The sequence below is a fragment of the Streptosporangium lutulentum genome (genome assembly GCF_030811455.1).
GTDB lineage: Bacteria > Actinomycetota > Actinomycetes > Streptosporangiales > Streptosporangiaceae > Streptosporangium > Streptosporangium lutulentum.
Genome location: NZ_JAUSQU010000001.1, coordinates 4,810,197 through 4,832,156 on the forward strand (window position 1 = coordinate 4,810,197; position 21,960 = coordinate 4,832,156).

The 21,960-nt window shown below is 71.3% G+C and carries 15 protein-coding genes; 5 read left to right on the forward strand and 10 right to left on the reverse strand.

Annotated elements, in window-relative coordinates; genetic code table 11:
- Nucleotides 1-21 precede the first annotated feature (21 nt).
- The 7 genes from thiI to J2853_RS21510 all read right to left on the reverse strand — a co-directional run bounded on the left by thiI (nt 22) and on the right by J2853_RS21510 (nt 8,855).
- Nucleotides 22-1,224 (reverse strand): tRNA uracil 4-sulfurtransferase ThiI, encoded by a 1,203-nt coding sequence (thiI, locus tag J2853_RS21480; RefSeq protein WP_307560639.1) that lies wholly within the window; start codon nt 1,222-1,224, stop codon nt 22-24.
- An 817-nt stretch (nt 1,225-2,041) separates the two neighbouring features.
- Nucleotides 2,042-2,425, reverse strand: coding sequence for a hypothetical protein (locus J2853_RS21485; RefSeq protein ID WP_307560641.1), 384 nt, complete (start codon nt 2,423-2,425; stop codon nt 2,042-2,044).
- 591 nt (nt 2,426-3,016) lie between these two features.
- A complete protein-coding gene (locus J2853_RS21490; RefSeq protein ID WP_307568764.1) occupies nt 3,017-3,646 on the reverse strand; it encodes a response regulator in 630 nt (209 codons plus the stop codon).
- A 22-nt stretch (nt 3,647-3,668) separates the two neighbouring features.
- A complete protein-coding gene (macS, locus tag J2853_RS21495) occupies nt 3,669-4,778 on the reverse strand; it encodes a MacS family sensor histidine kinase (protein WP_307560644.1) in 1,110 nt (369 codons plus the stop codon).
- A 210-nt stretch (nt 4,779-4,988) separates the two neighbouring features.
- Nucleotides 4,989-6,014 (reverse strand): 6-phosphofructokinase, encoded by a 1,026-nt coding sequence (locus J2853_RS21500; protein ID WP_307560645.1) that lies wholly within the window; start codon nt 6,012-6,014, stop codon nt 4,989-4,991.
- A 264-nt stretch (nt 6,015-6,278) separates the two neighbouring features.
- Nucleotides 6,279-7,799, reverse strand: a complete 1,521-nt coding sequence (locus J2853_RS21505) for a N,N-dimethylformamidase beta subunit family domain-containing protein (RefSeq protein WP_307560647.1) — start codon at nt 7,797-7,799, stop codon at nt 6,279-6,281.
- Between the two features lie 108 nt (nt 7,800-7,907).
- Entirely contained in the window at nt 7,908-8,855 is a 948-nt protein-coding gene (locus tag J2853_RS21510) for a lactonase family protein (RefSeq protein ID WP_307560649.1), read from the reverse strand.
- Between the two features lie 195 nt (nt 8,856-9,050).
- On the opposite strand from J2853_RS21510, the gene J2853_RS21515 reads away from it, so the two are divergent.
- Nucleotides 9,051-9,950: a bifunctional helix-turn-helix transcriptional regulator/GNAT family N-acetyltransferase gene (locus J2853_RS21515; RefSeq protein ID WP_307560651.1), complete on the forward strand. Its 900-nt coding sequence runs from the start codon at nt 9,051-9,053 to the stop codon at nt 9,948-9,950.
- A gap of 6 nt (nt 9,951-9,956) precedes the next feature.
- Here the strand turns inward: J2853_RS21515 and J2853_RS21520 are convergent, their stop codons facing one another.
- Nucleotides 9,957-11,090, reverse strand: a complete 1,134-nt coding sequence (locus J2853_RS21520; protein WP_307560653.1) for an alkaline phosphatase PhoX — start codon at nt 11,088-11,090, stop codon at nt 9,957-9,959.
- A gap of 201 nt (nt 11,091-11,291) precedes the next feature.
- Between J2853_RS21520 and J2853_RS21525 the strand changes: the two genes are divergently transcribed.
- Nucleotides 11,292-14,600, forward strand: a complete 3,309-nt coding sequence (locus J2853_RS21525; protein ID WP_307560655.1) for a P-loop NTPase fold protein — start codon at nt 11,292-11,294, stop codon at nt 14,598-14,600.
- 80 nt (nt 14,601-14,680) lie between these two features.
- Here J2853_RS21525 and J2853_RS21530 read toward each other — a convergent pair whose 3' ends face one another.
- Complete coding sequence (locus J2853_RS21530) at nt 14,681-15,148, reverse strand: Dps family protein (protein ID WP_307560657.1); 468 nt, start codon at nt 15,146-15,148, stop codon at nt 14,681-14,683.
- A 116-nt stretch (nt 15,149-15,264) separates the two neighbouring features.
- On the opposite strand from J2853_RS21530, the gene J2853_RS21535 reads away from it, so the two are divergent.
- The 3 genes from J2853_RS21535 (at nt 15,265) to J2853_RS21545 (ending at nt 20,021) form a co-directional block, all read left to right on the forward strand.
- On the forward strand, nt 15,265-16,008 hold the full coding sequence (locus J2853_RS21535) for a helix-turn-helix domain-containing protein (RefSeq protein ID WP_307560659.1): 744 nt from the start codon (nt 15,265-15,267) through the stop codon (nt 16,006-16,008).
- A complete protein-coding gene (locus tag J2853_RS21540) occupies nt 16,005-18,320 on the forward strand; it encodes a VIT domain-containing protein (protein ID WP_307560660.1) in 2,316 nt (771 codons plus the stop codon). The genes J2853_RS21535 and J2853_RS21540 overlap by 4 nt, the downstream gene beginning before the upstream one ends.
- Nucleotides 18,321-18,395: 75 nt before the next feature.
- Nucleotides 18,396-20,021: a DUF885 domain-containing protein gene (locus J2853_RS21545; protein WP_307560662.1), complete on the forward strand. Its 1,626-nt coding sequence runs from the start codon at nt 18,396-18,398 to the stop codon at nt 20,019-20,021.
- 85 nt (nt 20,022-20,106) lie between these two features.
- Here J2853_RS21545 and J2853_RS21550 read toward each other — a convergent pair whose 3' ends face one another.
- Nucleotides 20,107-21,696 (reverse strand): flavin monoamine oxidase family protein, encoded by a 1,590-nt coding sequence (locus J2853_RS21550; RefSeq protein WP_307560664.1) that lies wholly within the window; start codon nt 21,694-21,696, stop codon nt 20,107-20,109.
- Between the last annotated feature and the right edge of the window lie 264 nt (nt 21,697-21,960).

The following is a 21,960-nucleotide window of genomic DNA, read 5'->3' on the forward strand; positions in this document are numbered from 1 at the left end:
GCTCAGGCGCCCCGAGACGGATCAGCCCTCCAGCTTGTACTCCTGGAGGGAGCCGGCCAGCTGGACGGCGAGCTCCTCGGCGTCGAGGCGCCGCTCGATCTGCTTGAGATCCGCGACCTTGGCGGCCAGCTCGACACGGCGAGGGGCGAGGAGGGTGCAGCAGTCCTCGTCGGGAAGCTCGGAGATCTCCAGGGTGCCGATGCGGCGGGCCTCCGCCATGATCTCGATCTTGTCGAAGGCGATGAGCGGGCGCAGGATCGGCATGTCGACCGCGTCGTCCTGGGCGGTGATGTTCTGCAGGGTCTGGGAGGAGACCTGGCCGAGAGAGTCACCGGTGATCAGAGCCCCGGCGCGGAGCCGGCGGGCGACCTCCTCCGCGGTCTTGAGCATCAGGCGGCGCTGAGCGATGACCGCCAGACGCTCCTGGCCGGAGGCCTTGATGGACTGCTGCGCCTTGCCGAAGGGGACGACCCACAGCCGGGACTTGCCCTGGAACTTGTCCAGTGCCCGGGCCAGCGCGTACGCCTTGTAGATGGACTCCGACGTGGTGAACGGGATGCCGGAGAAGTGCAGGAAGTCGACCCGCATGCCGCGGCGCATCATCCGGTAGGCCGCCACCGGGGAGTCGATGCCGCCGGACATCAGGACGAGGCCCCGGCCGCTGCTGCCGACGGGCAGCCCGCCCTGGCCCGGCATCCCGCCGGTGAAGACGAACGCCTCGTCGCGATCGACCTCGATGGAGACCACGAGTCCGGGGTTCTTCAGGTCGACCGGCAGGCCGTAGATGTCGTTGAGCTCTCCGCCGACCGAGCGGTCCAGTTGCATCGAGGTCAGCGGGAAGCGCTTGTCGCGGCGGCGTGAACGAACCGCGAAGGAGACGCCGCGCTTGACGTCGTCGCGGTCGGCCAGCAGTTCGATCGCGGCCTTGGTGATCGCCGAGGGGTCTTTGGCGACCTTCCAGGCCCGGTGGATCCAGAGCAGGCCGGGGACGTAGGTGACGCGCTCGGCGACCGCGTCGGCGATCTCGACGCCGGTGCCCTCGGGGAGGAAGAGCGCGATGACCCCGTGGCGCTGCCGCACGTCGACCTTGACGCCGATGTCCTTCAGGGCGGCCTTGAGGTTGGCCTGCAGTCTCTGCTCGAAGAGCTCTCGATTGTTTCCCTTGAGGACGACCTCGCCCAGTTTGAGCAGAACGCAGGGCTCGCCCAGGGCGGACATGGTCATGGTGCAACCTCCGGTGGAACTTCGAGGGGAAAGCGGAACCATCGTCAAGTGTCTCGTGGGACCACCTAAAGACAACGTCTCGACCTCGTTACTTTAGTAGGCCCCGTGACCACCGGAGCCCTGCTCGACGACGGACCGGAGGGATTCCGGGCGCCCGTGCCCCCCGGGACGCGCCCGGACCCGGCGTCGTGCGACCCCCTCGAACGCCGTCCGCGGCCGGGCCCCGTGACCCGGCGGACGCGGGTCCGCGCGGTCATCGGGCCCGGTGGACGCGAGTTCCCGGACAGGTCACGCGGACCGGTGAACGGGGTCGCGCGACGGCCTCGCGTCCGGCTCGGCGGACCCGCGAAAAACGCGATCCGGTGACGCACAGCGAAGCTCCGCCGACGAACGGTCGTTCGTCGGCGGAGCTGAAGATCATGCACTTTCCGGGGTCGCGGTACGCGTGGCGAGCCCGCGTTCACCCCGGGGTCGGCCGGGTTCGCGCGGCCCGTCCTCCGCCGGGCCCACGAGGTCGATCTGCTTCGACGGCCGCGTGCGGCACCGGGTTCGATTCCGCCGCCTCTCGCGGGCGGCTCCCGTTCGGCGGAGACGACGGCGGAGGTCTCAGCCCGGTCGATTCCGTCGGGCATCCCGGCGACGGCGACGCGATCGACCACACGTGAGGATCATCGATGTCCTCGCGGGCCGATCTCACAACCGTTTTCCCGCGAGCGCTCCGGCGGCATCGCCGTGAACGGCGCCGGTCCTCTGCCCGATTTCCGGTCCGGCCCTTCCCGGGCCGGCCGGAAAGATGTTCGAATTAACTGGCGAATTTCTAGTTGTTATTGTTGTTGTTATTGTTGTTCCCGCCACCGCCATTGTTGTTATTGTTATTGTTGTTGTTCCCCCCTCCATTGTTGTTATTGTTGTTGTTATTATTGTTCCCGCGTCCACCGTTGTTGTTATTGTTGTTATTGTTGTTGTTTGCACGTCCTCCGTTGTTGTTATTGTTGTTGTTATTGTTGTTGTTCCTTCTTTCCCTGCACCTGTCGGGGTTCCTGGCGTTACGGCAGGGTCTCTGGACGAGAGCGGTGCTCGTGCTGCTGGAAGCCTGCGCCGGGGTGCCGGCGACGGCGGCCTGAGCCGGCATCGTCACCGGAACGACGAGGGCCGAAGCCACCATCGCACCGGCCGCGAGAGCGTTTCTGATCTTGGACATGCGAATCACTCCACGTCATGTCGATTGGAGCATGGGCGACGACCGACGACACGACGTCGAATCGGTATCGCAAGAACGCCCGGCATAAAGCCGGACATGAATTCCACGCTAGTTGCAGAGCACCTGGGGAGTCGTATCACGGAGGCAAAGCTCCCCGTTCGGGGGGATTACTCTTCACTTCCAGCCAAAAACGGAGAGCTATCACATAATTACCCTGGGTTATACATATTCCCGTGTACCCTCTTTTTCAGAGGCTCCTCGACCCCAACGTTGAATATCCCGCAAGTCACCACCGCGTGACCGGTATCCCGCCGGGAGCGGCGTCCGATGAACGTTTGGACTTCTCCATGTGTTTTCTTGCACTCCGGCGGGACGAAAAGCCGCCGCGCGGCTCACTCCGTCCGGAACACATGACGGTCAGCAGAAGGTGGCCATCGGTGGCGCGGTCCCGCCGGGCGACCTGACGACGGTCCCGCCGTCCCTGTCGCGACGACCACCGCGACCCGGGACGGCGACGCCGGTTCAGGCGGGATCCCGGCGCCGGCGCGCCCCGGTGGGGCCGGCGAACGGCAGCGACCGCCTCGGTGGGGCCTACGGTTCGTCGAGGCCCTGCTCGATGGCGTAACGGACGAGTTCCACCCGGTTGTGAAGCTGCAGTTTGTTCAGCGTGTTCTGGACGTGGTTCTGCACGGTCCGATGGGACAGGACGAGCCGTTCGGCGATCTGCTTGTAGGACAGGCCCTTGGCGACCAGGCGGAGCACCTCGGTCTCCCTGTCGGTCAGGCGGGGCGCCACCTCGGGAGCGGGCTGGGCGGCCAGTCTCCGGTACTCCCCCAGGACGAGCCCCGCCAGCCCGGGGGTGAACACCGCGTCGCCCTCGGCGGTGCGCCTGACCGCCTCAAGAAACTCCTCCTTGCTCGCGGATTTCAGCAGATACCCTGACGCGCCCGCCTTGACCGCCGCCAGCACGTCGTCCTGCTCGCCGCTGGCCGACAGCACGAGCACCCGGGGCGGCGCCTCCGACGCCGCCAGCCCTCTGGCCACCTCCACCCCTGACAGGTCCGGCAGCTGCAGGTCCAGCACGACCAGCTCGGGCCGGACCGCCGCCGCCACCCGGACCGCCTGCCGTCCCTCCCCGACCGCGGCCACGACCTCGTAGCCGGCCTCGGTCAGATCCCTGGCCAGCCCGTCCCGCCACATCGGATGGTCGTCCACCACCATCACTCGCATCCGAACTCCCTGATCAAAAGTCAGCCGGCACCGACATCTCGACCTCGGTGCCCCCACCGGGGCCGGATACCACGGTGACCGTACCGCCGATATCGGCGATACGTCCCCTGATGGACTGGGCGACGCCGAGCCGGCCGTCAGCCTCGGCGGCCTCCAGACGGCCCGGGGAGATGCCCGGCCCCTCGTCCCTGACGGTCACGGTGATCACGCCGCCGTCACTCTCGGCGAAGATCCAGGCCGGGGCCTGCGCCCCGCAGTGCCGGACGACGTTGTCCAGAGCCGCGCCGACGGCCGCGGCCATCTCCCCCGCGACGGCCGCGGGCAGGGTCAGCGGGGTCGCCGGAGCCGAGACGGTGACGGAGGCCGAGCCGTACCTCTGGAGCAGGGCGCGCAGGTCGGCGGTGCCGGCGACGGGCGCCTCGGGGCGGATCCTGACCAGCTCGCGCAGCGCGGCCTCCTGCTCACCCGCGAGCCTGCCCAGCTCGGCCGCCTCTCCGCCCAGCTCCTGGCCGCGCCGCTGGACCAGGGCGAGCACCTGGAGCACCGAGTCGTGGATGCCCCGGGCGAGCCGCTCCCGCTCGCGCCCCGCGACCTCCAGCTCGATCGCCTGCTGCATGCGCTCCTCCGCCTGCTTGGTCAGCCGGGCGGCGTGCCCGACCACCACGCCGGCGAGGAAGAGCAGCACGGTCCCGTTGACCGGCAGCTTCTCGAAGTCCAGCCCACCGGCTCCGCGCAGCCACAGGTCGGCCAGTGAGACGATCAGGGCCGCCGCGGCTCCCGCCCGCCGACCGCCGTACACGCCCCACGCCAGCACCGCACCGCCCATCCAGGTCGCGGTGATCGGCAGGCTGTCCTGCTGGTAGGCGCCCTGCACGAGCGGGGTGGTGAGCAGGCAGCCCAGGGTCACGAGCATGTCGGCGGCGAGCAGCGGCCGGCCGCGGAACTCCTCGACGGAGTAGACGAAGATCGTCGCCATGGTCCACAGCGCCATGACGCCGATCACCAGCCAGCCGATCACCGGGCGCGCGTATCCTCCGGCGCCGACGAGCAGGGCCGCCGCGTACGCGAGGGACGCGACGCGGAAGACCGCGATCGCCCGCCAGAACGATCCGTCGATCCCCATCGCCAGCCGCCCCTGTCCTCCGGCACGCCGACGCGGCCCTCACCGTTTCATGATGTACGGCCCGCGCCGCCCGCGAGCGGCTTCGCCGGGGCGCAGATCATACCGGTGAGGATCCGCCCGCGATCGGGAGGCGGGGGCCGGGCGCCCGCGACGCGCTCGCGGCCGTGAGGGGACCTCCCCCCACGGCCGGGACCTCATCTTCCGGGCCTGTCAGCCGAAGAAGACCTCGGCCTCCTCGTAGCGGCCGGGCGGAACGGTCTTGAGCTCCTTGGTGGCCTCGGCGAGGCCGACCCTCACGATGTCGGTGCCCTGCAGCGCGACCATGACGCCGAAGTCGCCGTCGTGGACCGCGTCGATGGCCTGCAGACCGAACCGGGTGGCCAGCACCCGGTCGAAGGCCGTGGGCGTGCCGCCGCGCTGGATGTGGCCGAGCACGGTGGTGCGGGCCTCCTTGCCGGTCCGCTTCTCGATCTCCTTGGCGAGCATCTCGCCGATCCCGCCCAGGCGCACGTGCCCGAAGGAGTCGAGCTCGCCCGCCTGCAGCGCCATCTGCCCCTCCACCGGGTGGGCGCCCTCGGCGACCACGATGATCGGCGCGTACCGGGTCTTGAAGCGGGACTCGACGTAGGCGCAGACCCGGTCGATGTCGAAGGGCTTCTCCGGGATGAGGATGACGTTGGCGCCGCCGGCCATGCCCGCGTGCAGGGCGATCCAGCCCGCGTGGCGGCCCATGACCTCGCAGATCAGCGCGCGGTGGTGGGACTCGGCGGTGGTGTGCAGCCGGTCGATCGCCTCGACGGCGATGTTGACGGCCGTGTCGAAGCCGAAGGTGTAGTCGGTGGCGTTGAGGTCGTTGTCGATCGTCTTGGGCACGCCGACGACCTTCACGCCCTTGTCGAAGAGCTGCTTGGCGACTCCGAGGGTGTCTTCACCGCCGATCGCGATCAGCGCGTCTACCCCTCCCGCCGCCAGGTTCTCCTTGATCTTCTCAACGCCGCCGTCAATCTTGATGGGGTTGGTCCGCGACGAGCCGAGGATCGTGCCGCCGCGCGGCAGGATGCCCCGCACCGCCTGGACGTCCAGCGGCATGGTGTCGCCCTCGAGCGGGCCTCGCCAGCCGTCACGAAACCCGACGAACTCATGTCCGTGGACGGTCACGCCTTTGCGCACGACGGCGCGGATAACGGCGTTCAGGCCGGGGCAGTCGCCGCCCCCGGTTAGCACTCCGATACGCATGGCATCCTCCGGTGTGATGGTTCCGAGACAAGACGGCAAGACTAAGCGTCATGATGTGTCCGGCGGGCGATTTCTGCCGCCGCCGCAACGCATTCTGCCTTCAGAGCGGGCCAATGGTCTAGACCAAATCGAGTGCGTCCTCACATGTCCGTTCCGGTGATCGGCACCGGACGGACGCGGGCGCCTCGCTCGCCGTGACCGCGAACCCGGCCTACCTGTGACCTAACGCTTCCATGGGCCGTCCGGTTCCGAACCGCTTCCCATTCAACGATCCCACGCGTCGTCCAGCCCCAGGGGCCCGAGGTTGTCCCGGGCCGGATGGAGACGCCCGGCGGGGCCCGCGGCGAAGGTTCTCAGGAGGTTCGTGGTGGCTCTGCGGACGAAGGCCGCCGCCCGGCCGGTGACGCCGTGGCCGCAGCGGGCGCCACGCAGCGCGCACACCCAGCGCATGGTGCCCGAGGTGAACACCGCGGCACCGCTCGGCACGGTGTAGTAGGCGCTGTGCGCGAGCGTGGACCGGCCGCCGCAGTTGACGGGAGAGATCGCCAGGACCTCCATCGGACGGGGTGCGCCGGGAAAGACCTTGTCCGTCTCCACCCCCGCCATGCCGGGGAAGGCGGTGCCGCGCCTGACCCCGGTCCCCTTGAAGATCCAGTGGCGGGGGCTGTGGACCACGTAGGCGGCCTCGGCGGGGAAGCAGTCGTACATCGGGCCGGTCAGCGAGCTCTCCGGCTCGCTCTCACGCCACAGGCGGGTTCCGGGGTCCCCGTCGCCCTTGTCGCAGACGACCAGGCGGCCCCGGCCCAGCGGCGTCCCGGCGAAGCGGACCCGCCAGTAGACGGCGTTGGCGCCGAGGAAGGCGAGGTTGGTGCCGCGATCGCGGGCGGCCTCGACGGTACGCCGCATGCGCGCCGACCAGTACTCGTCGTGGCCCAGCGAGACCAGTCCCCTGGCGCCGTCGAGAATGTGCGGATCCTCATCGAGCTCCAGGTTCGTGACGTAGGCGAGCGGAACGCCGCTGCGTTCGGCGACCTCGATGGCGTCGCGCTCCATGTCCAGGAAGAGCCGGGCTCCGGAGGTGTCGTAGGGGCGGTCGAAGCTGACCGCCCGGGATCTGTCCTCGAAACCGCCGGGCCCCGTGTAGAGGCTGCGGCCGCCCCAGTCGTTGTAGGCCTGCCAGGTGGTGACCGCGTTGACGACGACCAGGCGGCCCCGGGTGGAGGCGGACCTGACGGTGAGGGGGACGTAGCGCCCGGCTCCGGCGCCGGTGTCCAGCCGCAGGAGGTAGGAGCCCTCGGGCCAGCCGTCGGTGTCCACCTCCGGCCCCGGCCTCCAGTGGGCGGCGGTCACCGTGCGGGTGGCGGCGATCGTCTCGGGCGGGGCCTGCCTCCTGCCCCGCAGGGACGGCGACTGCCACACCTTCCTGGCCCCGGCCCCGCCGTACCAGCCCACCCGGAAGGCCCGCACGGTGTAGCGGGCGGCCGTGGTCGAGACGTAGAGCCGGAAACTCTCCCCCGGCAGCACGCTCACCCGGTCGGCGAAGCCCTCGATCTCGTGCTCCGCGCCGCGTTCGCGCACCCGCCAGCGCGGGTCACCCCTTCGGGCGTTCTCCGCCGAGGTGGCGGAACCGTCCACCGTGGACGGCGCCGCGGGCCGTGCCGCGGACGGTGCCGCGGACGGTGCCGCGGGCGGGCGGGGAGGCCCGCCCGCGGGACGGACGGCGGTGCATCCGGCGACCAGCAGCGTCACCGTCAGGGCGGCCGGCCAGGTGGACATTCGGTGCATGGGCACCAGCATGTCCGCGCGGGAAACCTCCCACAGGGGAGGCCACGGGCCTTTGGGCGGATCTTGGCGTCAGGACGGCGGAACGGGGCCTTCGGGCGGATCTCGCGATCAGGACAGCGGCAGCACACACGAGGGCGTGCCGACCGCGAACACCTCTCCGCCGACCCGCGGGATCCCGTCCTTCATCGTCAGTACGGCGACGCCGTCCGAACGCTGGTTGGCCACGTACATCCTGCCGTCCGCGAGGGCGAAGTGCCGCGGCCAGTCACCGCCGCAGGGAACCTCGGAGACCCGCTCCAGATCGGGCCCGGAGAAGACCGAGATGGTGTTGGGGCCCCGGTTGGCGACGTAGACGAACCTCCCCGACACCTCCAGGTGCGAGGGATGGTTCTTCTCCTCGGCGTCACTGGCCGCGACGGACCGGATCTCGCGCCATCCGGCGTCGTACACGCGAACCGTGCCGTCCAGCTCGCCCGCCACGTACCAGTGGTCTCCGTTCCTGGCCAGGTGCCGGGGGCCCATGCCGGCCGCGAGCCGTACCGGCCCCTCGGGATGCGGCACCACCCGGTCCGTGACCAGGTATCGGCGCACCTCGTCGGCGCCCAGATCGCTCACGTACATCACGCCGTCGGGGCCGAAGACCGTCTGGTGGGCGTGGGTGGGCTCCCCGTGGGGGAAGGTCCGCACGTCGGTGAGGAGGCCGGACCCGTCGATGCCGTGCACGCTGACCGTGCCGTCGCCGTAGTTGGCCACGGCGAGCAGCGTGCCGGTCGGGTCGACGGCCACGTGGCAGGGCAGCGACCCCCCGCTGGGCCGCTGGGCGAGCGGGGTCAGCGCGCCGTCGGCGGCCCGCGAGAAAACGCCGACCGTGCCCTGCTCGCTCTCCCCCACGGCGTATACGACCGGGAGGTGGGGGTGCGCGGCGAGGAACGACGGGCCCGAGGCAGCCGTCTCTCCGAGCCGCTCGAGACTTCCCAGCTCGACCAGGGTGATCCCCGTCCCGGACCCACCGGTGTCCGGGGTGTATCCACCGATGTACGCGACTTCGGCCATCATGCTCCCATCATCCTGGAGACCGACATTTCATCGTCCTCAGATCATTTTCATCAGGCTGCGAAGTTAGCGCAGCCGGACAACGGCCGGGCGCATGCTTCCCCGGTGGGACCTCCGGAAACGGGGGCTCTCGCCGGGCGGGACGCCGCGGCGGATATTTCATTGACCAAGTCAACGAAATCATTGATCCTGTCAACCATGGAAAACCACGTGGCGGAGGTCCGTGCCTTCAATCGCTTCTACACCGGCGTCATCGGAGTGCTCCATCAGAGCGTCCTGGACGCCCCCTACTCGCTGACCGAGGTGAGGGTGCTGTTCGAACTGGACCGGCAGGATCGGATGGAGGCCGGCGAGCTGCGGCGGCTGCTCGGGCTCGACGCCGGATACCTCAGCCGGATGCTCGGCCGCTTCGAGACGGACGGGCTGGTCGTGCGCGAGCGGTCCGCCTCCGACGCGCGGCGCCAGGTGATCGCCCTGACCGAGGCGGGCAGGGCGACGTTCGCCGCCCTCGACGAGCACGCGGCCGAACAGGTGCGAGGGCTGCTGGACGGGGTGACCGAGGAGGACCGGCGGCGGCTGATCGCGAGCATGGGGACGATCCAGGAGGTCCTCGGCGAGAGCCGGGGGGCACGGCCGTACGTCATCCGCCCGCCGCGCCCGGGCGATCTCGGCTGGGTGGTGTACCGCCACGGCCTGCTCTACAGCCAGGAGTACGGCTGGGGCATGGAGTTCGAGGCTCTGGTGGCCGGGATCGTGGCCGACTACGTGGACGGGCACGACCCCCTGCGCGAGGCCGGGTGGATCGTGGAGGTCGACGGCGAGCGGGCCGGGTGCGTCTTCTGCGTGCGCAAGGACGACGAGACGGCCCAGCTCCGGATGCTCCTGGTCGAGCCGTCCACCCGGGGCATGGGGATCGGCGGGCGGCTCGTGGAGGAGTGCCTGCGCTTCGCCGGGGCCGCGGGCTACCGGCGGATCGTGCTGTGGACCAGGGACGTGCTGCTGGGCGCCAGGCGCATCTACCGGACGGCGGGCTTCGAGCTGATCGAGAAGAAGGAGGGCGAGGGCTTCACCGAGGAGGTCTGGGCCCGCGATCTCTGACCCCGCTCAGTGGCGGAAAGGGCCGGTGATCTCGTAGGTGACGCCGTCGGTGCCGGCCGCGTCGCCGCGGGCGCCGCGCTGGGACGAGAAGTAGAGGCGGCTGCCGTCCGGGGAGAAGGCCGGGCCGGTGATCTCCGACCTGGCGTGCCCGGTCACCCGGAGGAACGGCGTGACGACCCGGTCGGCGGTGATCAGGTTGATCTCCATGTTCCCGCCGTCCTCGGCGATGTAGAGGTCGCCGGAAGGAGTGCCGGTGATGTTGTCCACACCGGTCAGCGGGGAGTCGGCGTCGTAGACGACCTCCAGGCTCTCGTTCTCCGCGTCGTAGGCCCACACCCGGTTGTCGCCCTTGGTGGTGAAGAAGCAGACCCCCTCGGCGTAGTGGCAGCCCTCTCCCCCGGCGAAGTGCCTGGCGTCGCCGACCTGGTGGCGGGTCGCCTCCGGCGACGCGCCCGGGTCGGGCACCCGCCGCCAGGTCACCGCGCCGGTGCCGGACGAGGCGCAGAGCACTTCCAGGCGGCCGGCCGTCAGGTCGCCCCAGTGGGACGGCACGAACCGGTAGAAGCAGCCGTCCGGCTCGTCCTCGGTGAGGTAGACGACCTGCCGGTCGGGGTCGCAGGCCGCGGCCTCGTGCCTGAACCTGCCCATGGCCAGACGCGGCATCGCGGCGCGCGAACCGTAGGGATCGCACTCGAAGACCCGGCCGCGGAGGATCTCCTCACACGACAGCCAGGTGTTCCAGGGAGTGCGGCCACCGGCGCAGTTGAGGTTGGTGCCCGAAAGGATCCGGTAACCGCCGCGGACGGTCCCGCCGGGCCCGAACCTGATGGCCGACGCGCCGCCGAACAGCGGGATCTCCGAGTTGGACACGTAGATCCAGCCGTCGCCGTCGGGAAAGCACGCGCCGCCGTCCGGCGCGGGGTGCCACAGCACCCCGCCGACCCTGCGGCCGGTGCGCGCGACGATCCTGCCGGTGAACCCCGGCGGCAACGCGACGCCGTCGGCGCCGGGCGGGCCGAGCGAGCCGTAGGGGCCGGCGCCGCGCGGCGCGGTGGCACGCGCGGCCTCCTGCCAGAGTGATCCGGCGAAGGCCGCCGCGGTGACCAGGGTCCCGGTGCGCACGAACGTGCGGCGAAGCATGGCGCCTCCTCGTTGCCCTCACGGTACGCCGTCAGTCGATCGAACTCATGTGAACGCCGGGACGCCCCCGGCCCAAACTTTGCGGAAACCGAGGAACAAGCGTTCGTCAAAACAAGTCGCCCTATGGCCAAGATCGCGGCTCACCGGGCCGCGGGCGTTCAGAGTGGACTCACAATCCACGTCGTCAGACCGGGGGAACCGTTGAGTGAAGGACTCGCGTTCGCAATTCCGATCTCCAAGACCGCCCCCCGGGTGGGCACCCACCGGGCCCTGATCTTCCTTGACGCGTCCACGGCCTCGGTCTCCGCTCTGACCTCCGTTCCTGTCTCGCCCTCGGAGCCGTCACCGGGCCCGCTCTCCGTCCCGGCCCCGGCCACGCCCCCGGACCTGACGTCGCTCCCGGCCTCGCCCCCGCAACCGGCCTCGCCCGCGACCTCCTCCCCGCTGCCGGCCTGGTCCTTCGAGGCCGTGCCCGGCACTCCCTTCGCCGCCCGGCCGGACGTGCTCCTGGCGAGCGCGCTCCGCGCCGAGGGCTTCACCGTCGACTCCGAGTGCAGCGGGGGCGCGGGCGCCGACGGCGAGCGGGTGTGGGACTTCCTGCGGTCGGCCGAGGAAGGGGACCTGCTGGTGATCCGGCTGCCCGCCGACAACGGCTGGACCTCCGGGCAGCTGGGAGCGATGATCAGCGCGTTCGGGCAGCAGGTCGGCGAGTCGCTGGCGGCGGCCGTGCTACTGATCATGGATTTCGGCTGGAGCGCCCTGGACGACTCCGCCACGCCGGTCCGGCAGCTGGCCGTGGCCGGGGAGCCGCAGGTGGCGGCGGCGGCCCTGACGCTGACGCTGAGGTTCGACGAGACGCTTCGCGGTCCCGTACGCACCCTGACCGACGTCCTCGCGGAGGGGCTGGCCACCCGGGCCGCCGATCTCGACGGGGACGGGACGATCACCGTCGGCGATCTGCACGCCTACGCGCTCCACCACTACGCGGCGGCCTCGGCCGCCCGCACTCCCATACTGATCACCTACGGCGCCGTCGCCGGCGTCGCCCTGACCCAGGTCTGCGACCCGTCCGCCGCCTCCCACGCCGCCTTCGCCCCCGCTCTGGCCAGGCTCGGCGACTCCACTCCCCGCACCTCCAACACCGAGATCGTCCGGCGGGTCTACGAGCTCCACCTGAGCGAACCGGCCAGGGAACTGCTGCGCAAGGCCTCTCTGCTCGACGAGGACGAGTCGGTCGACGAGGTCCTCGGCGACGCCGCCGAGCTCAGGCAGTGGGGGCTGCTCGGCGAGACGACGACGTTCGCCCACCCGGACGTGCGGGCCTTCGGCTACTCGCGGCTGTCGGCGGCCGAGAGGGCCCAGACCTCAGCGGTGCTCCGCCGCCGGCGGGCCGGGCTGCGCACGGTACGGCCACGGGCCAGGCTCACCGCCGATCGGTGGACCACCGAGGACCAGCTCGGGCACCGGGTCTACGCCGAGGCCATCGCCGCATTCGTCCGCCATCACGAGACCCGGCCTCCGCTCACGATCGGCGTCAAGGGACCGTGGGGCGCGGGCAAGACCTCCCTGATGCGGATGATCCAGGACCTGCTGGATCCCGGGGCCGCCGGCGACCGGCCCGCCCCGATCCATCTTCCGGGTTCCCGCGCGGACAGGGCCCTGACCAACGCCGAGGTGCTGGCCAGGGCCGGGCAGGGGCCGCGGGAGAGCAGCGGGCGGGCGGAACCCGGCGCCCTGGCCCTGCGACGGTCGGACTGGCGGCCGACGGTCTGGTTCAACCCGTGGATGTACCAGAGCGGCGAGCAGGTCTGGGCCGGGCTCGCCCACGAGATCATCAGTCAGGTCACCGAACGGCTGCCCCGCGCGGAGCGGGAACGGTTCTGGCTGGAGCTCAACCTGGCCAGGATCGACAGGGAGGCGGTCCGCAGGCGCGCCTACCACCTGGCGATGACCCGCCTGATCCCGGTCGCGCTGAGCCTGGTCGCGGCCCTGGTCCTCACCGGCGCCCTCCTCGCCGGCGCCGCGCTGCTCCCCGCGTTCGGCACCCTCCTCGACGGCGCCGCCGCCGTCATCGGCGCCGCCGGGTCGGTGGCCGTGGTGGGAGCGGGCGCCGTACGCCTGGCGAGATTCTTCGGCGAGTCGGCGGACAACGCGTTCCACGGGCTGGTCAGCCAGCCGGACCTGCTCACCCCCGGCGGGGCGGACGGATTCGCCGCCGAGGTCGCCGCCAACCCCGGCTACCGGTCCAGGACCGGCTTCCTGCACCTGGTGCAGACCGACATGCGGCAGGTGCTCGATCTGGTCGCCACCGAGGAGCGGCCGCTGGTGGTGTTCGTGGACGACCTGGACCGGTGCTCGCCCGGCACGGTGGCCCAGGTCATCGAGGCGATCAACCTGTTCCTCGCCGGCGAGTTCCCGAACTGCGTGTTCGTACTGGCCATGGAACCTGAGGTGGTCGTCGCGCACGTGGAGGCCGCCTATCCGGAGCTGATGGAGACGCTACGGGCCGACGGGCGGTCAGGACTGGGCTGGCGGTTCCTGGAGAAGATCGTGCAGTTGCCGCTGAGCGTGCCGCTGCTGGACGACGCCGACCGGCTGCCCGGCTTCGTGCGTGCGCTGCTGGGCATGCCCGAGGCCTTCGGCGCCGGAGAGGCCGCGACGCCCCGCGCCGCGGGAAGGGACGTGCCGGGCGGGCGGGGCCAGCCGGCGGGTGCGACCGCGCCTGCGGCGTACCGGGGTGTTCCGTCCTCGCGCGGGGCCGGGTCGCCGCCGCACGAGGACGGGTCGCCGCCGCCGGTGGCCGCACGGCGGTCGCACGGGACCGCACGATGGTGGCGCGGGGCCGTACGGCGGCCGTCACGGGCGGCGGCCGACGCATCGCCCGCCGCGGGCGGGCCGCACGCGGCGGGGCAGCCGGACCCCGAGCAGGTGAGCCGCCTGGAGGACGCGATCTGGGCGCTGCAGCCGACGGCGTCGAACCTCGACGAGGTGGCCCGGCGGGCGCAGGAGGCCCTGGGCATCGAGTGTTCCGACGCGATCAGCGGGCTGTGCTCGGCGACGCGCGAGGCGGCCGACCGGGTCTTCGACGACCTCTACAGCGACGAGAACGCCTACCGGGCGATCGAGTTCGTGCTCCCGGCCCTGACGTTCTTCAATCCCCGCGAGATCAAGCGCTACGTGAACGTCTTCCGCTTCTACTCGTTCCTGACCTACCGCCGCACGCTCGCCGGAGCGGCGCCCGCCTCGGACGGCGAGGTCGCCAAGCTCGCGGCGCTGACCATCCACTGGCCCCACCTGCTGTCACTGCTGGTCAAGGAGGTGGGGGAGGCGACCGTGCTGGAGGAGCTCGAACGCGCCGCGAGCACGGCCGGCGACCGGACCTGGGAGCGGACCGTCCACGAGACGGGCCTGGCCGATCTGGACGTTCCGGGCGGCGCCCACCTGGACGGCCTGCGTGACCTGCTCTCCACCCCCTACCCGGTGGCCGGCCTGGCCCGCCACCTCCTCTGAGCGCCGGCAGGGGCGAAGGACCCGCGCGAAGAGGCGCCCCGGTCCGTGGGGACCGGGGCGCCTCGCCACTGCCGGAGGTCCTAGCGCTGGGCTTCCATCATCCAGTGATACATCTCCATGCTCTGCGTGATCGAGATGAGGAGATCCTGGGTCACCGGGTCGGGCTCATCGGTGTCGAGGACGCGCTCGCGCATCCGGCCGACGATGAACCCGAGGATGTCGGTCATGGCGGCGACGACCTTGCCGTCGTTGATGTACCCCGTTTCCAGCTGCGACAGCTCCGTCGCCTTGGCAAGCGTGACCGACCTGCCGTCGGGGTTGATCCCGAGGGCCACCGCGCGCTCGGCGACAGAGTCCGCATGCTCCCTGGCCGCCGCGACGATCTCGTCGAGCTGCAGGTGCAGCGAGCGGAAGTTGTGGCCGATCACGTTCCAGTGGGCCTGCTTGCTCAGGAGCGACAGGTCGAGCATGTCGACGAGCGTTCCCTGGAGAGCGGTGGCGACGACCTTCTTTGCGTCCGGCTTGAGCGGGCTGGTGATTGCGGACATGAGGTGTACTCCCCCCTGTTTCGACCTCAAGGTATTCCGTTGAGCTCTAACGCCCCTACCCCCAAGACGGCCTTCTTATGTTGACACTGTCACGATAACAGTGTCACCATGAGTCCATGGAATGGACCATCGGCGAACTGGTGGAGCGAGCCTCCGCGGCGCTGGCCTCCGGCGCCCGGCTCAACGGGCGGGTCAGAGACGTGCCCAACGAGCGCCTGATCCGGTGGTATTCCACGATCGGCCTGCTCGACCCCCCGTCGGCCCGCCGAGGCCGCGTCGCCCTGTACGGCAGACGCCATCTGCTGCAACTCATCGCCGTCAAACGCCGTCAGGCCGACGGCCGGACCATCGCCGAGATACAGGCGGAGCTCGCCGGGGCGGCCGACCAGGTCCTGGAGACCATCGCCCGCCTCCCGGAGACACCGGCCGAGACGGTGGCCGAGACAGTGGCGACCAGGACTCCACGCCCCCGCTTCTGGGCCGAGCCCCCCTCCGCCCCGGCCGCACCGCCTTCCGCCCCGGCCGGACCTCCCCCCGCCGGGACCGCGCCGCTCCCCGTACCTCCTCCCGTCCCCGCCGCACCGGCCGCCGCGTCCGCACCGTCCCCCGCCGCGGCCTCGCCGCTCTCCGCCGTGGCCGGATCGGCCCCCGCCACCTCGACCACCGAAGAACCCCGGCCGTCCGCCCTGCCCGCGATCGTTCACGGCGTACGGCTGGCGACCGGCGTGACGTTGCTCCTCGACGGCGGCGGCCGTACCCCGTCGCCGGACGACCTCGCCGAGATCGCCGCCACGTCCGGAGCGCTCCTGGCGGTCCTGCGTGAACGCGGCCTCATCTCTCCGGAAGGAAGGCAATCATGATTACCTCGATCGCGACGCTACGGCCGGAGGAGTGCGCGCCGGTCCCTGACGCCGGGCTGGGAGCCCTCGTCACCGAGCGCGGCAACCTGCCGCTGGAGAGCGTGGACGTGACCGCCGCCGTGTCCGGGCTGATCGCCGGGGTCGAGGTGGTCCAGGGCTTCCGCAACCCCCACGACGTGGCGCTTGAGGCGACCTACGTCTTCCCGCTGCCCGACCGCGCCGCCGTGACCGCCTTCAGGATGGAGGCGGACGGGCGGGTCATCGAGGGGATCCTCAAGGAACGCGGCCAGGCCAGGGCCGACTACGACCGGGCGATCTCCCAGGGCAGGCGAGCCGCGATCGCCGAGGAGGACCGGCCGGACGTCTTCACCATCAGGGTCGGCAACATCGTGCCGGGCGAGCGCGTCACCGTGCACCTCACGCTCAACCAGCCGCTCCCCTACGAGGACGGCGCGGCCACCTTCCGCTTCCCGCTGGTCGTCGCCCCCCGCTACATCCCCGGCGCCCCGCTCGACGGCGAGCAGGCGGGCGCCGGCTGGGCGCCGGACACCGACGCCGTCCCCGACGCCTCCCGGATCACGCCTCCGGTGCTGCTGCCCGGGTTCCCCAACCCGGTCCGGCTCTCGCTCGCGGTCTCCGTCGAGGAGGCCGGGCTGGAGCTGCGCGAGGTCCGCTCCAGCCTGCACGTGGTCCGGGAGGAGGGAGCCACGGTCCGCCTCCAGCCGGGTGAGCGGCTGGACCGCGACTTCATCCTGCGGCTGTCGTTCGACGCCTCCACCTCCCTGGCCCTGACCCCCGACGGAGACGAGGGGACGTTCGTCCTGACCGTCGTCCCCGAGCCGGCGCGGGCCACGGCCAATCCCAAGGACGTCGTGCTGGTGCTCGACCGCTCGGGCAGCATGACCGGCTGGAAGATGGTCGCCGCCCGGCGCGCCGCCGCCCGCATCGTCGACACGCTCACCTCGGGTGACCGGTTCGCGGTGCTCTCCTTCGACAACGTCGTGGAGTACCCGGACGGGCTCGGCGAGGGACTGTCGGAGGCGTCCGACCGCAACCGCTACCGGGCCGTGGAGCATCTGGCCCGGCTGGAGGCGCGCGGCGGCACCGAGATGCTCACCCCGCTGGAGCGGGCCGTCACACTGCTCGGCGACTCCACCGGGGACCGGGTCCTGGTCCTCGTCACCGACGGGCAGGTCGGCAACGAGGACCAGATCCTGGAGCGGACCGGCGCCCGGCTGTCCGGGGTGCGGGTGCACACGGTCGGCATCGACAGGGCGGTCAACGCCGGGTTCCTGGGCAGGCTGGCCGGGCTCGGAGGGGGTCGGTGCGAGCTGGTGGAGTCCGAGGACCGGCTGGACGAGGCGATGGAGCACATCCACCGCCGGATCGGCGCCCCCCTGGTCACCGATCTGTCCCTCAAGGCCGACGGGCTCCACCTGATCCCGGAGTCGGTCAGCCACCTCGGCTCGATCTACTCCGGCGTCCCGCTCACCGTCCTCGGGCGTTACCGGGGCGAGGCCGGCGGGACGCTGACCGTGCACGGACTGGACGGAGCCGCCCAGCCCTGGGAGCGGCGGGTCGCGGCGACGGCCGTGGACAACCTCGCGGCGCGCGCGATCTGGGCGCGGGCCCGGCTGCGCACGCTGGAGGACCGCTACGCGAGCGGCGACCACTCGCTGGAGGGTGAGATCGTCGAGGTCTCGCTCAAGTACGGCGTGCTCTGCCGGTTCACCGCGTTCGTCGCGGTCGACAGCCAGGTGGTCGCCGAGGGCGGTCCCGGGCACAGGGTGATCCAGCCGGTGGAGGCGCCCAGCGGCTGGGAGAACCCGGTCGCCGCCGCGATGCCGATGACGCTGACCTCGATGGCCCAGGCGAGCCCGCCCGCTCCCGGCGGCCGTCCCGGAGGAGCGCCGGGCGCGGCGCCGAAGTTCGCGGCGAGCGGGATGGGGACCGGCGCACCGCCGGCCGCGACCGCCGGCGGCTTCGCCGGGCACGCCCGGATGATGCCCGCTCCCACGCGGTCGCCCCGGCAGGTCAGGCCGCAGGAGCCGTCCAGGGAGCAGCTCACCGAGGAACTGGAGCGGCTGCGCGCCGCCGCCTCCCTTCCGGCCGCCGACCGGCTGCGCCACCTGGAGGACCTGGGCAGCCGCCTCGCGGCCCTCGCCGTCCACCTGGGCGGCCACCGGGAGCTCGCGGCCCTGGCCGAGGACCTGCAGTCCGGCGGCGACGTGGACACCCTGTGGCGCCGGGCCGTCGAAGGCCTGGAGGCCCTGATCGGATCCGGGAGGCGCGGGCCGTTCTGGAAGAGGTGACCGCCCCGGCCTGGGGAGTGCACGCCACCCTGATAAGGGAGTGACTCCCCAGGTCGCCTCAATTAGGGTGCCGGAATGACTAGCCCGATTTTTGCCCTTTGTGATGAATATGTCTCTCGCTGGACGGCGCTTGATCCGGTCACCGCCGGAGCGGACGGCGTCGACGCCGAGTTCGCTGCGGCCACCGACTTCAGCCCGGACGGCGACGCCGCCCGCGCCTCCCTGATCGTCGAGACGCTGAGCGGGCTCGCCTCGCTGCGACCGGAGAACGAGGCGGACGTGCGGGCCGCGGCGCACCTGCGCGAGCGGCTGGAGGCCGAGCTCGCCTCGTACGAGATCGGCGAGCCGCTTCGCGCGGTGCAGGCGCCGTTCGGGTTGCTCTCCATGCTGCGCGACTCCGTGGACCTGCTGCCGCACGGCACGGACGACGAATGGCGCGACGTGGCGGCCCGGCTCGCGGCCGTCCCCGGCATGCTGGACGGCTGGCGGACGAGTTTGGAGACCGGCCTGGCCCAGGGGCTCAGCGCGGCCCGCCGCCAGGCGGTGGAGCTGGCCGCGCAGGCCGAGCTCTTCGCGAGCGGCTCCACCCACCGGGACTTCGTGGCGGGTTACGGCGACGGACCGGTCAGGGGCGAGCTGGAGGCGGGCGCCGCGTCGGCGCACGCCGCCTACGCCGAGGCCGCCCGCTACCTGCGTGAGGAGTACGCCCCGCGGGCGACGGAGACCGACGGGGTCGGCGCCGAACGCTACGCCGTGGCCGCCCGTATCAGCCTGGGCGACGACATCGACCTGCGGGACGCCTACGAATGGGGCTGGGCCGAGCTGACCCGCATCGAGACGGAGCTGGCCGCCGAGGCGGAGCTGGTACGGCCGGGCGCCTCGGTGGAGGAGGCGACCGCGATCCTCAACGAGACGCACTACGTCGAGGGCCGGGACGCCTATCTGGGCTGGCTGAAGGACCGTCACGACCAGGCGATCGACCAGCTGCACGGCGTTCACTTCGACATCGCCGAACCGCTGCGCACCGTGGACGTCACCCTGGCCCTCGGTTCGGCCTCGGGCGCGGCCTACTACACCTCCCCCAGCGAGGACCTGTCCCGTCCCGGCCGCACCTGGTGGCCGGTGGGCGACGACCGCAAGCGCTTCGAGGTCTGGAGCGAGCTGACCACCGTCTTCCACGAGGGCGTGCCGGGCCACCACCTCCAGCTCGGCACCACCCGGGTGGCCGGGGAGGGCCTGTCGCGCTTCGGCAGGAACTCCTGGGTGAGCGGGCACGGCGAGGGCTGGGCGCTGTACGCCGAGCGGCTGGCCGACGAACTGGGCTGGTTCGGCGAGCCGGGCACCCGGCTGGGCATGCTCGGCGCGTCGGCGCTGCGGGCCGCCCGGGTGGTCATCGACATCGGCGTCCACCTGGACCTGCCCCTTCCCGACGGTTCGCGCTGGAGCTTCGAGAAGGCGTGCGAGGTGCTGCGCGACCGGGGCCGTTGTGAGCCGCACCGCGTCCACGCCGAGGTGGTCCGCTACTTCGGCTGGCCCGCCCAGGCGATCTCCTACAAGCTCGGCGAGCGCGCCTGGCTGGCCGCCAGGGAGGAGGCGGCGCGGCGACCCGGTTTCGACATCAAGCGCTGGCACACCGCGGCCCTGGACCTCGGCCCTGTGGGCCTGTCCGGCCTGACGGAGGCCCTGCGCCGGATCGGCTGACCTTCGCCGGTGAAGGCGGTCACCTCACCGGTGACCGCCTTCACCGTTCCGCGCGCCGGAAGCGGCCGGGACGCGGGAGAACGGGTCAGTGCGTGAGCACACGCCTGTGGATGTCGGTGACGGCCTTACGGGCCGACTCCAGGGCGCCCGACTGCCAGGCGATCATGTAACTGAGCCAGTCACCGGCGAAGTGGACGTGACCGGCCGGCCGGTTGAGCAGCTGATAGGCGCCGGTGCGGGACGGCCAGCCGACCCAGGCGCCCTCGATGTGCGGCTGGAGCTTCCAGGCGACCGACACCGAGGAGGCCAGCTCGTCCCGGTACTTCGCGCCGTGGATCTTCATGCCCTGCTCGATCGCGCGCCTCTCCCTCTGGGCGTGCGGGAGCGCCGCGTAGGCGTCGGCGTTGGCGCCGTTGTGGTAGTAGCCGATGACGAGGCCGCGCCGCGTGCCGTACCCGTAGGAGGGGTACCACATGACGGACAGGTCGAGGTCGGTGTTGGTGATGCCGCCGTAGATGTTCTCGTCGGTCTCCCACCACCGGCGGCGGTATTCCAGGCCGATCTTGCCGGACGAGGTGACGGTCGGCGTGGCCAGGGCGGCCTGCACGTCGGGGCCCAGGTTGTGCGGGGTCCTGGCCAGGATGTGCGGGGGCATCGCGGCCACGCAGAAGTCCGCCTTGATCTTCCGCGTCCTGCCGTTGTGCTCCTGGTACTCGACCTCGACGCCGTCGGCCAGGTCGGTGATCCTCGTGACCTTCGACCTCAGCATGATCCTGTTCTTGCCGACCGCGGCGGCGATCGCCCTGGGGATGGCGTCCATGCCGCCGACCGGCTGAAACATCAGCATCGCCTGGTCATATCCGAACTCGAAGGAGAACCGCTGGCCGACCCCGCTGGCGAGCACTTCGGAGAGCGAGGGAACGGATCCCAGGGCGGTGCCCGGCTGCTCGCCCGCGCCGGGATCGACGCTGTGGCCCCGGCGCTCACCACCGGTGTAGGCGAAGCCGTTCGCCTTGGTACCGATGGCGCCGAAGCTCCTCAGGAAGGAGATGAGCCTCTCCTTGTCCTGCGCGGTCAGCTTGGCGTCGAGCGCGCCGCTGTCCGTGGCCGTGGAGAGCAGCTCGGAGATGTAGCCGTAGACATCCGACTTCGCGGTACGCCAGCGGACCGGCGTGGTCATCCCCGCCGCCTCGTTGAAGATGTACGACTGCGCGTTGGAGTTGGTGAAGACCTCCAGGGGGACGCCCAGCTCGCGGCAGTAGTCCATGGTGACCATCCACTGCGCGAGCCTGGCGGGTCCGGCGTTCATGTAGACGCCGTCAGAGAAGCGGGCGGTCTGGGTCGACCCGTTCAGCTCGGTGACCCTGTCGCCGCCCCTGATGGTCCAGTTACGGCCGCCGACCCGGTCCAGGGCCTCGATCACGGTGCAGTCATAGCCCGCCTTGCCCAGCTCGTAGGCCGTGGCCAGGCCCGCGATGCCCGCGCCGAGCACGACCACCTTCTTCGCGCCCCTGCCGGTGAGGGTGAAATCGGACGGCTGCGGTGGGACGAAGGCCGTACGGGTCGCCGCCTCGGCGGTGGGCGCGAGACCGAGCGCGCCCATCGTGGCGAAGAGTGCGCCGGCACCGCCCGTGGTGCCGACCGCTGTCAGAAAACCACGCCTGCTGTAACTCAAAGAAACCTCCAAGAGTTCTTGGAGGCAAGTGTGTGAGCGATCTATTGCGGAAGATCGACGATCACGTTCCGGCCATATTTCCCAGCAAAAATTCAGCTTTTCAGCTTAAAGCCCCCTTTTCCGGCCTGAATTGCTCAGGTTTGGCGTCGCAGCAAAGGCCGTCGCGGTGAACGCCGGGACCGCCCCCGCGGCCCCCTCCGGCCGCCGTCGGCGCGGGTCGTGACGCGGCGGAGGACCTCCGCCGGGGACGGCGGGCGCGGGCGA

Bases quoted from the DNA above. Each gene is read 5' to 3' on its own strand.
- thiI (WP_307560639.1), bottom strand. From the start codon at position 1,224: ATGACCATGTCCGCCCTGGGCGAGCCCTGCGTTCTGCTCAAACTGGGC.
- J2853_RS21485 (WP_307560641.1), bottom strand. From the start codon at position 2,425: ATGTCCAAGATCAGAAACGCTCTCGCGGCCGGTGCGATGGTGGCTTCG.
- J2853_RS21490 (WP_307568764.1), bottom strand. From the start codon at position 3,646: ATGGTGGTGGACGACCATCCGATGTGGCGGGACGGGCTGGCCAGGGAT.
- macS (WP_307560644.1), bottom strand. From the start codon at position 4,778: ATGGGGATCGACGGATCGTTCTGGCGGGCGATCGCGGTCTTCCGCGTC.
- J2853_RS21500 (WP_307560645.1), bottom strand. From the start codon at position 6,014: ATGCGTATCGGAGTGCTAACCGGGGGCGGCGACTGCCCCGGCCTGAAC.
- J2853_RS21505 (WP_307560647.1), bottom strand. From the start codon at position 7,799: ATGCACCGAATGTCCACCTGGCCGGCCGCCCTGACGGTGACGCTGCTG.
- J2853_RS21510 (WP_307560649.1), bottom strand. From the start codon at position 8,855: ATGATGGCCGAAGTCGCGTACATCGGTGGATACACCCCGGACACCGGT.
- J2853_RS21515 (WP_307560651.1), top strand. From the start codon at position 9,051: ATGGAAAACCACGTGGCGGAGGTCCGTGCCTTCAATCGCTTCTACACC.
- J2853_RS21520 (WP_307560653.1), bottom strand. From the start codon at position 11,090: ATGCTTCGCCGCACGTTCGTGCGCACCGGGACCCTGGTCACCGCGGCG.
- J2853_RS21530 (WP_307560657.1), bottom strand. From the start codon at position 15,148: ATGTCCGCAATCACCAGCCCGCTCAAGCCGGACGCAAAGAAGGTCGTC.
- J2853_RS21535 (WP_307560659.1), top strand. From the start codon at position 15,265: ATGGAATGGACCATCGGCGAACTGGTGGAGCGAGCCTCCGCGGCGCTG.
- J2853_RS21540 (WP_307560660.1), top strand. From the start codon at position 16,005: ATGATTACCTCGATCGCGACGCTACGGCCGGAGGAGTGCGCGCCGGTC.
- J2853_RS21545 (WP_307560662.1), top strand. From the start codon at position 18,396: ATGACTAGCCCGATTTTTGCCCTTTGTGATGAATATGTCTCTCGCTGG.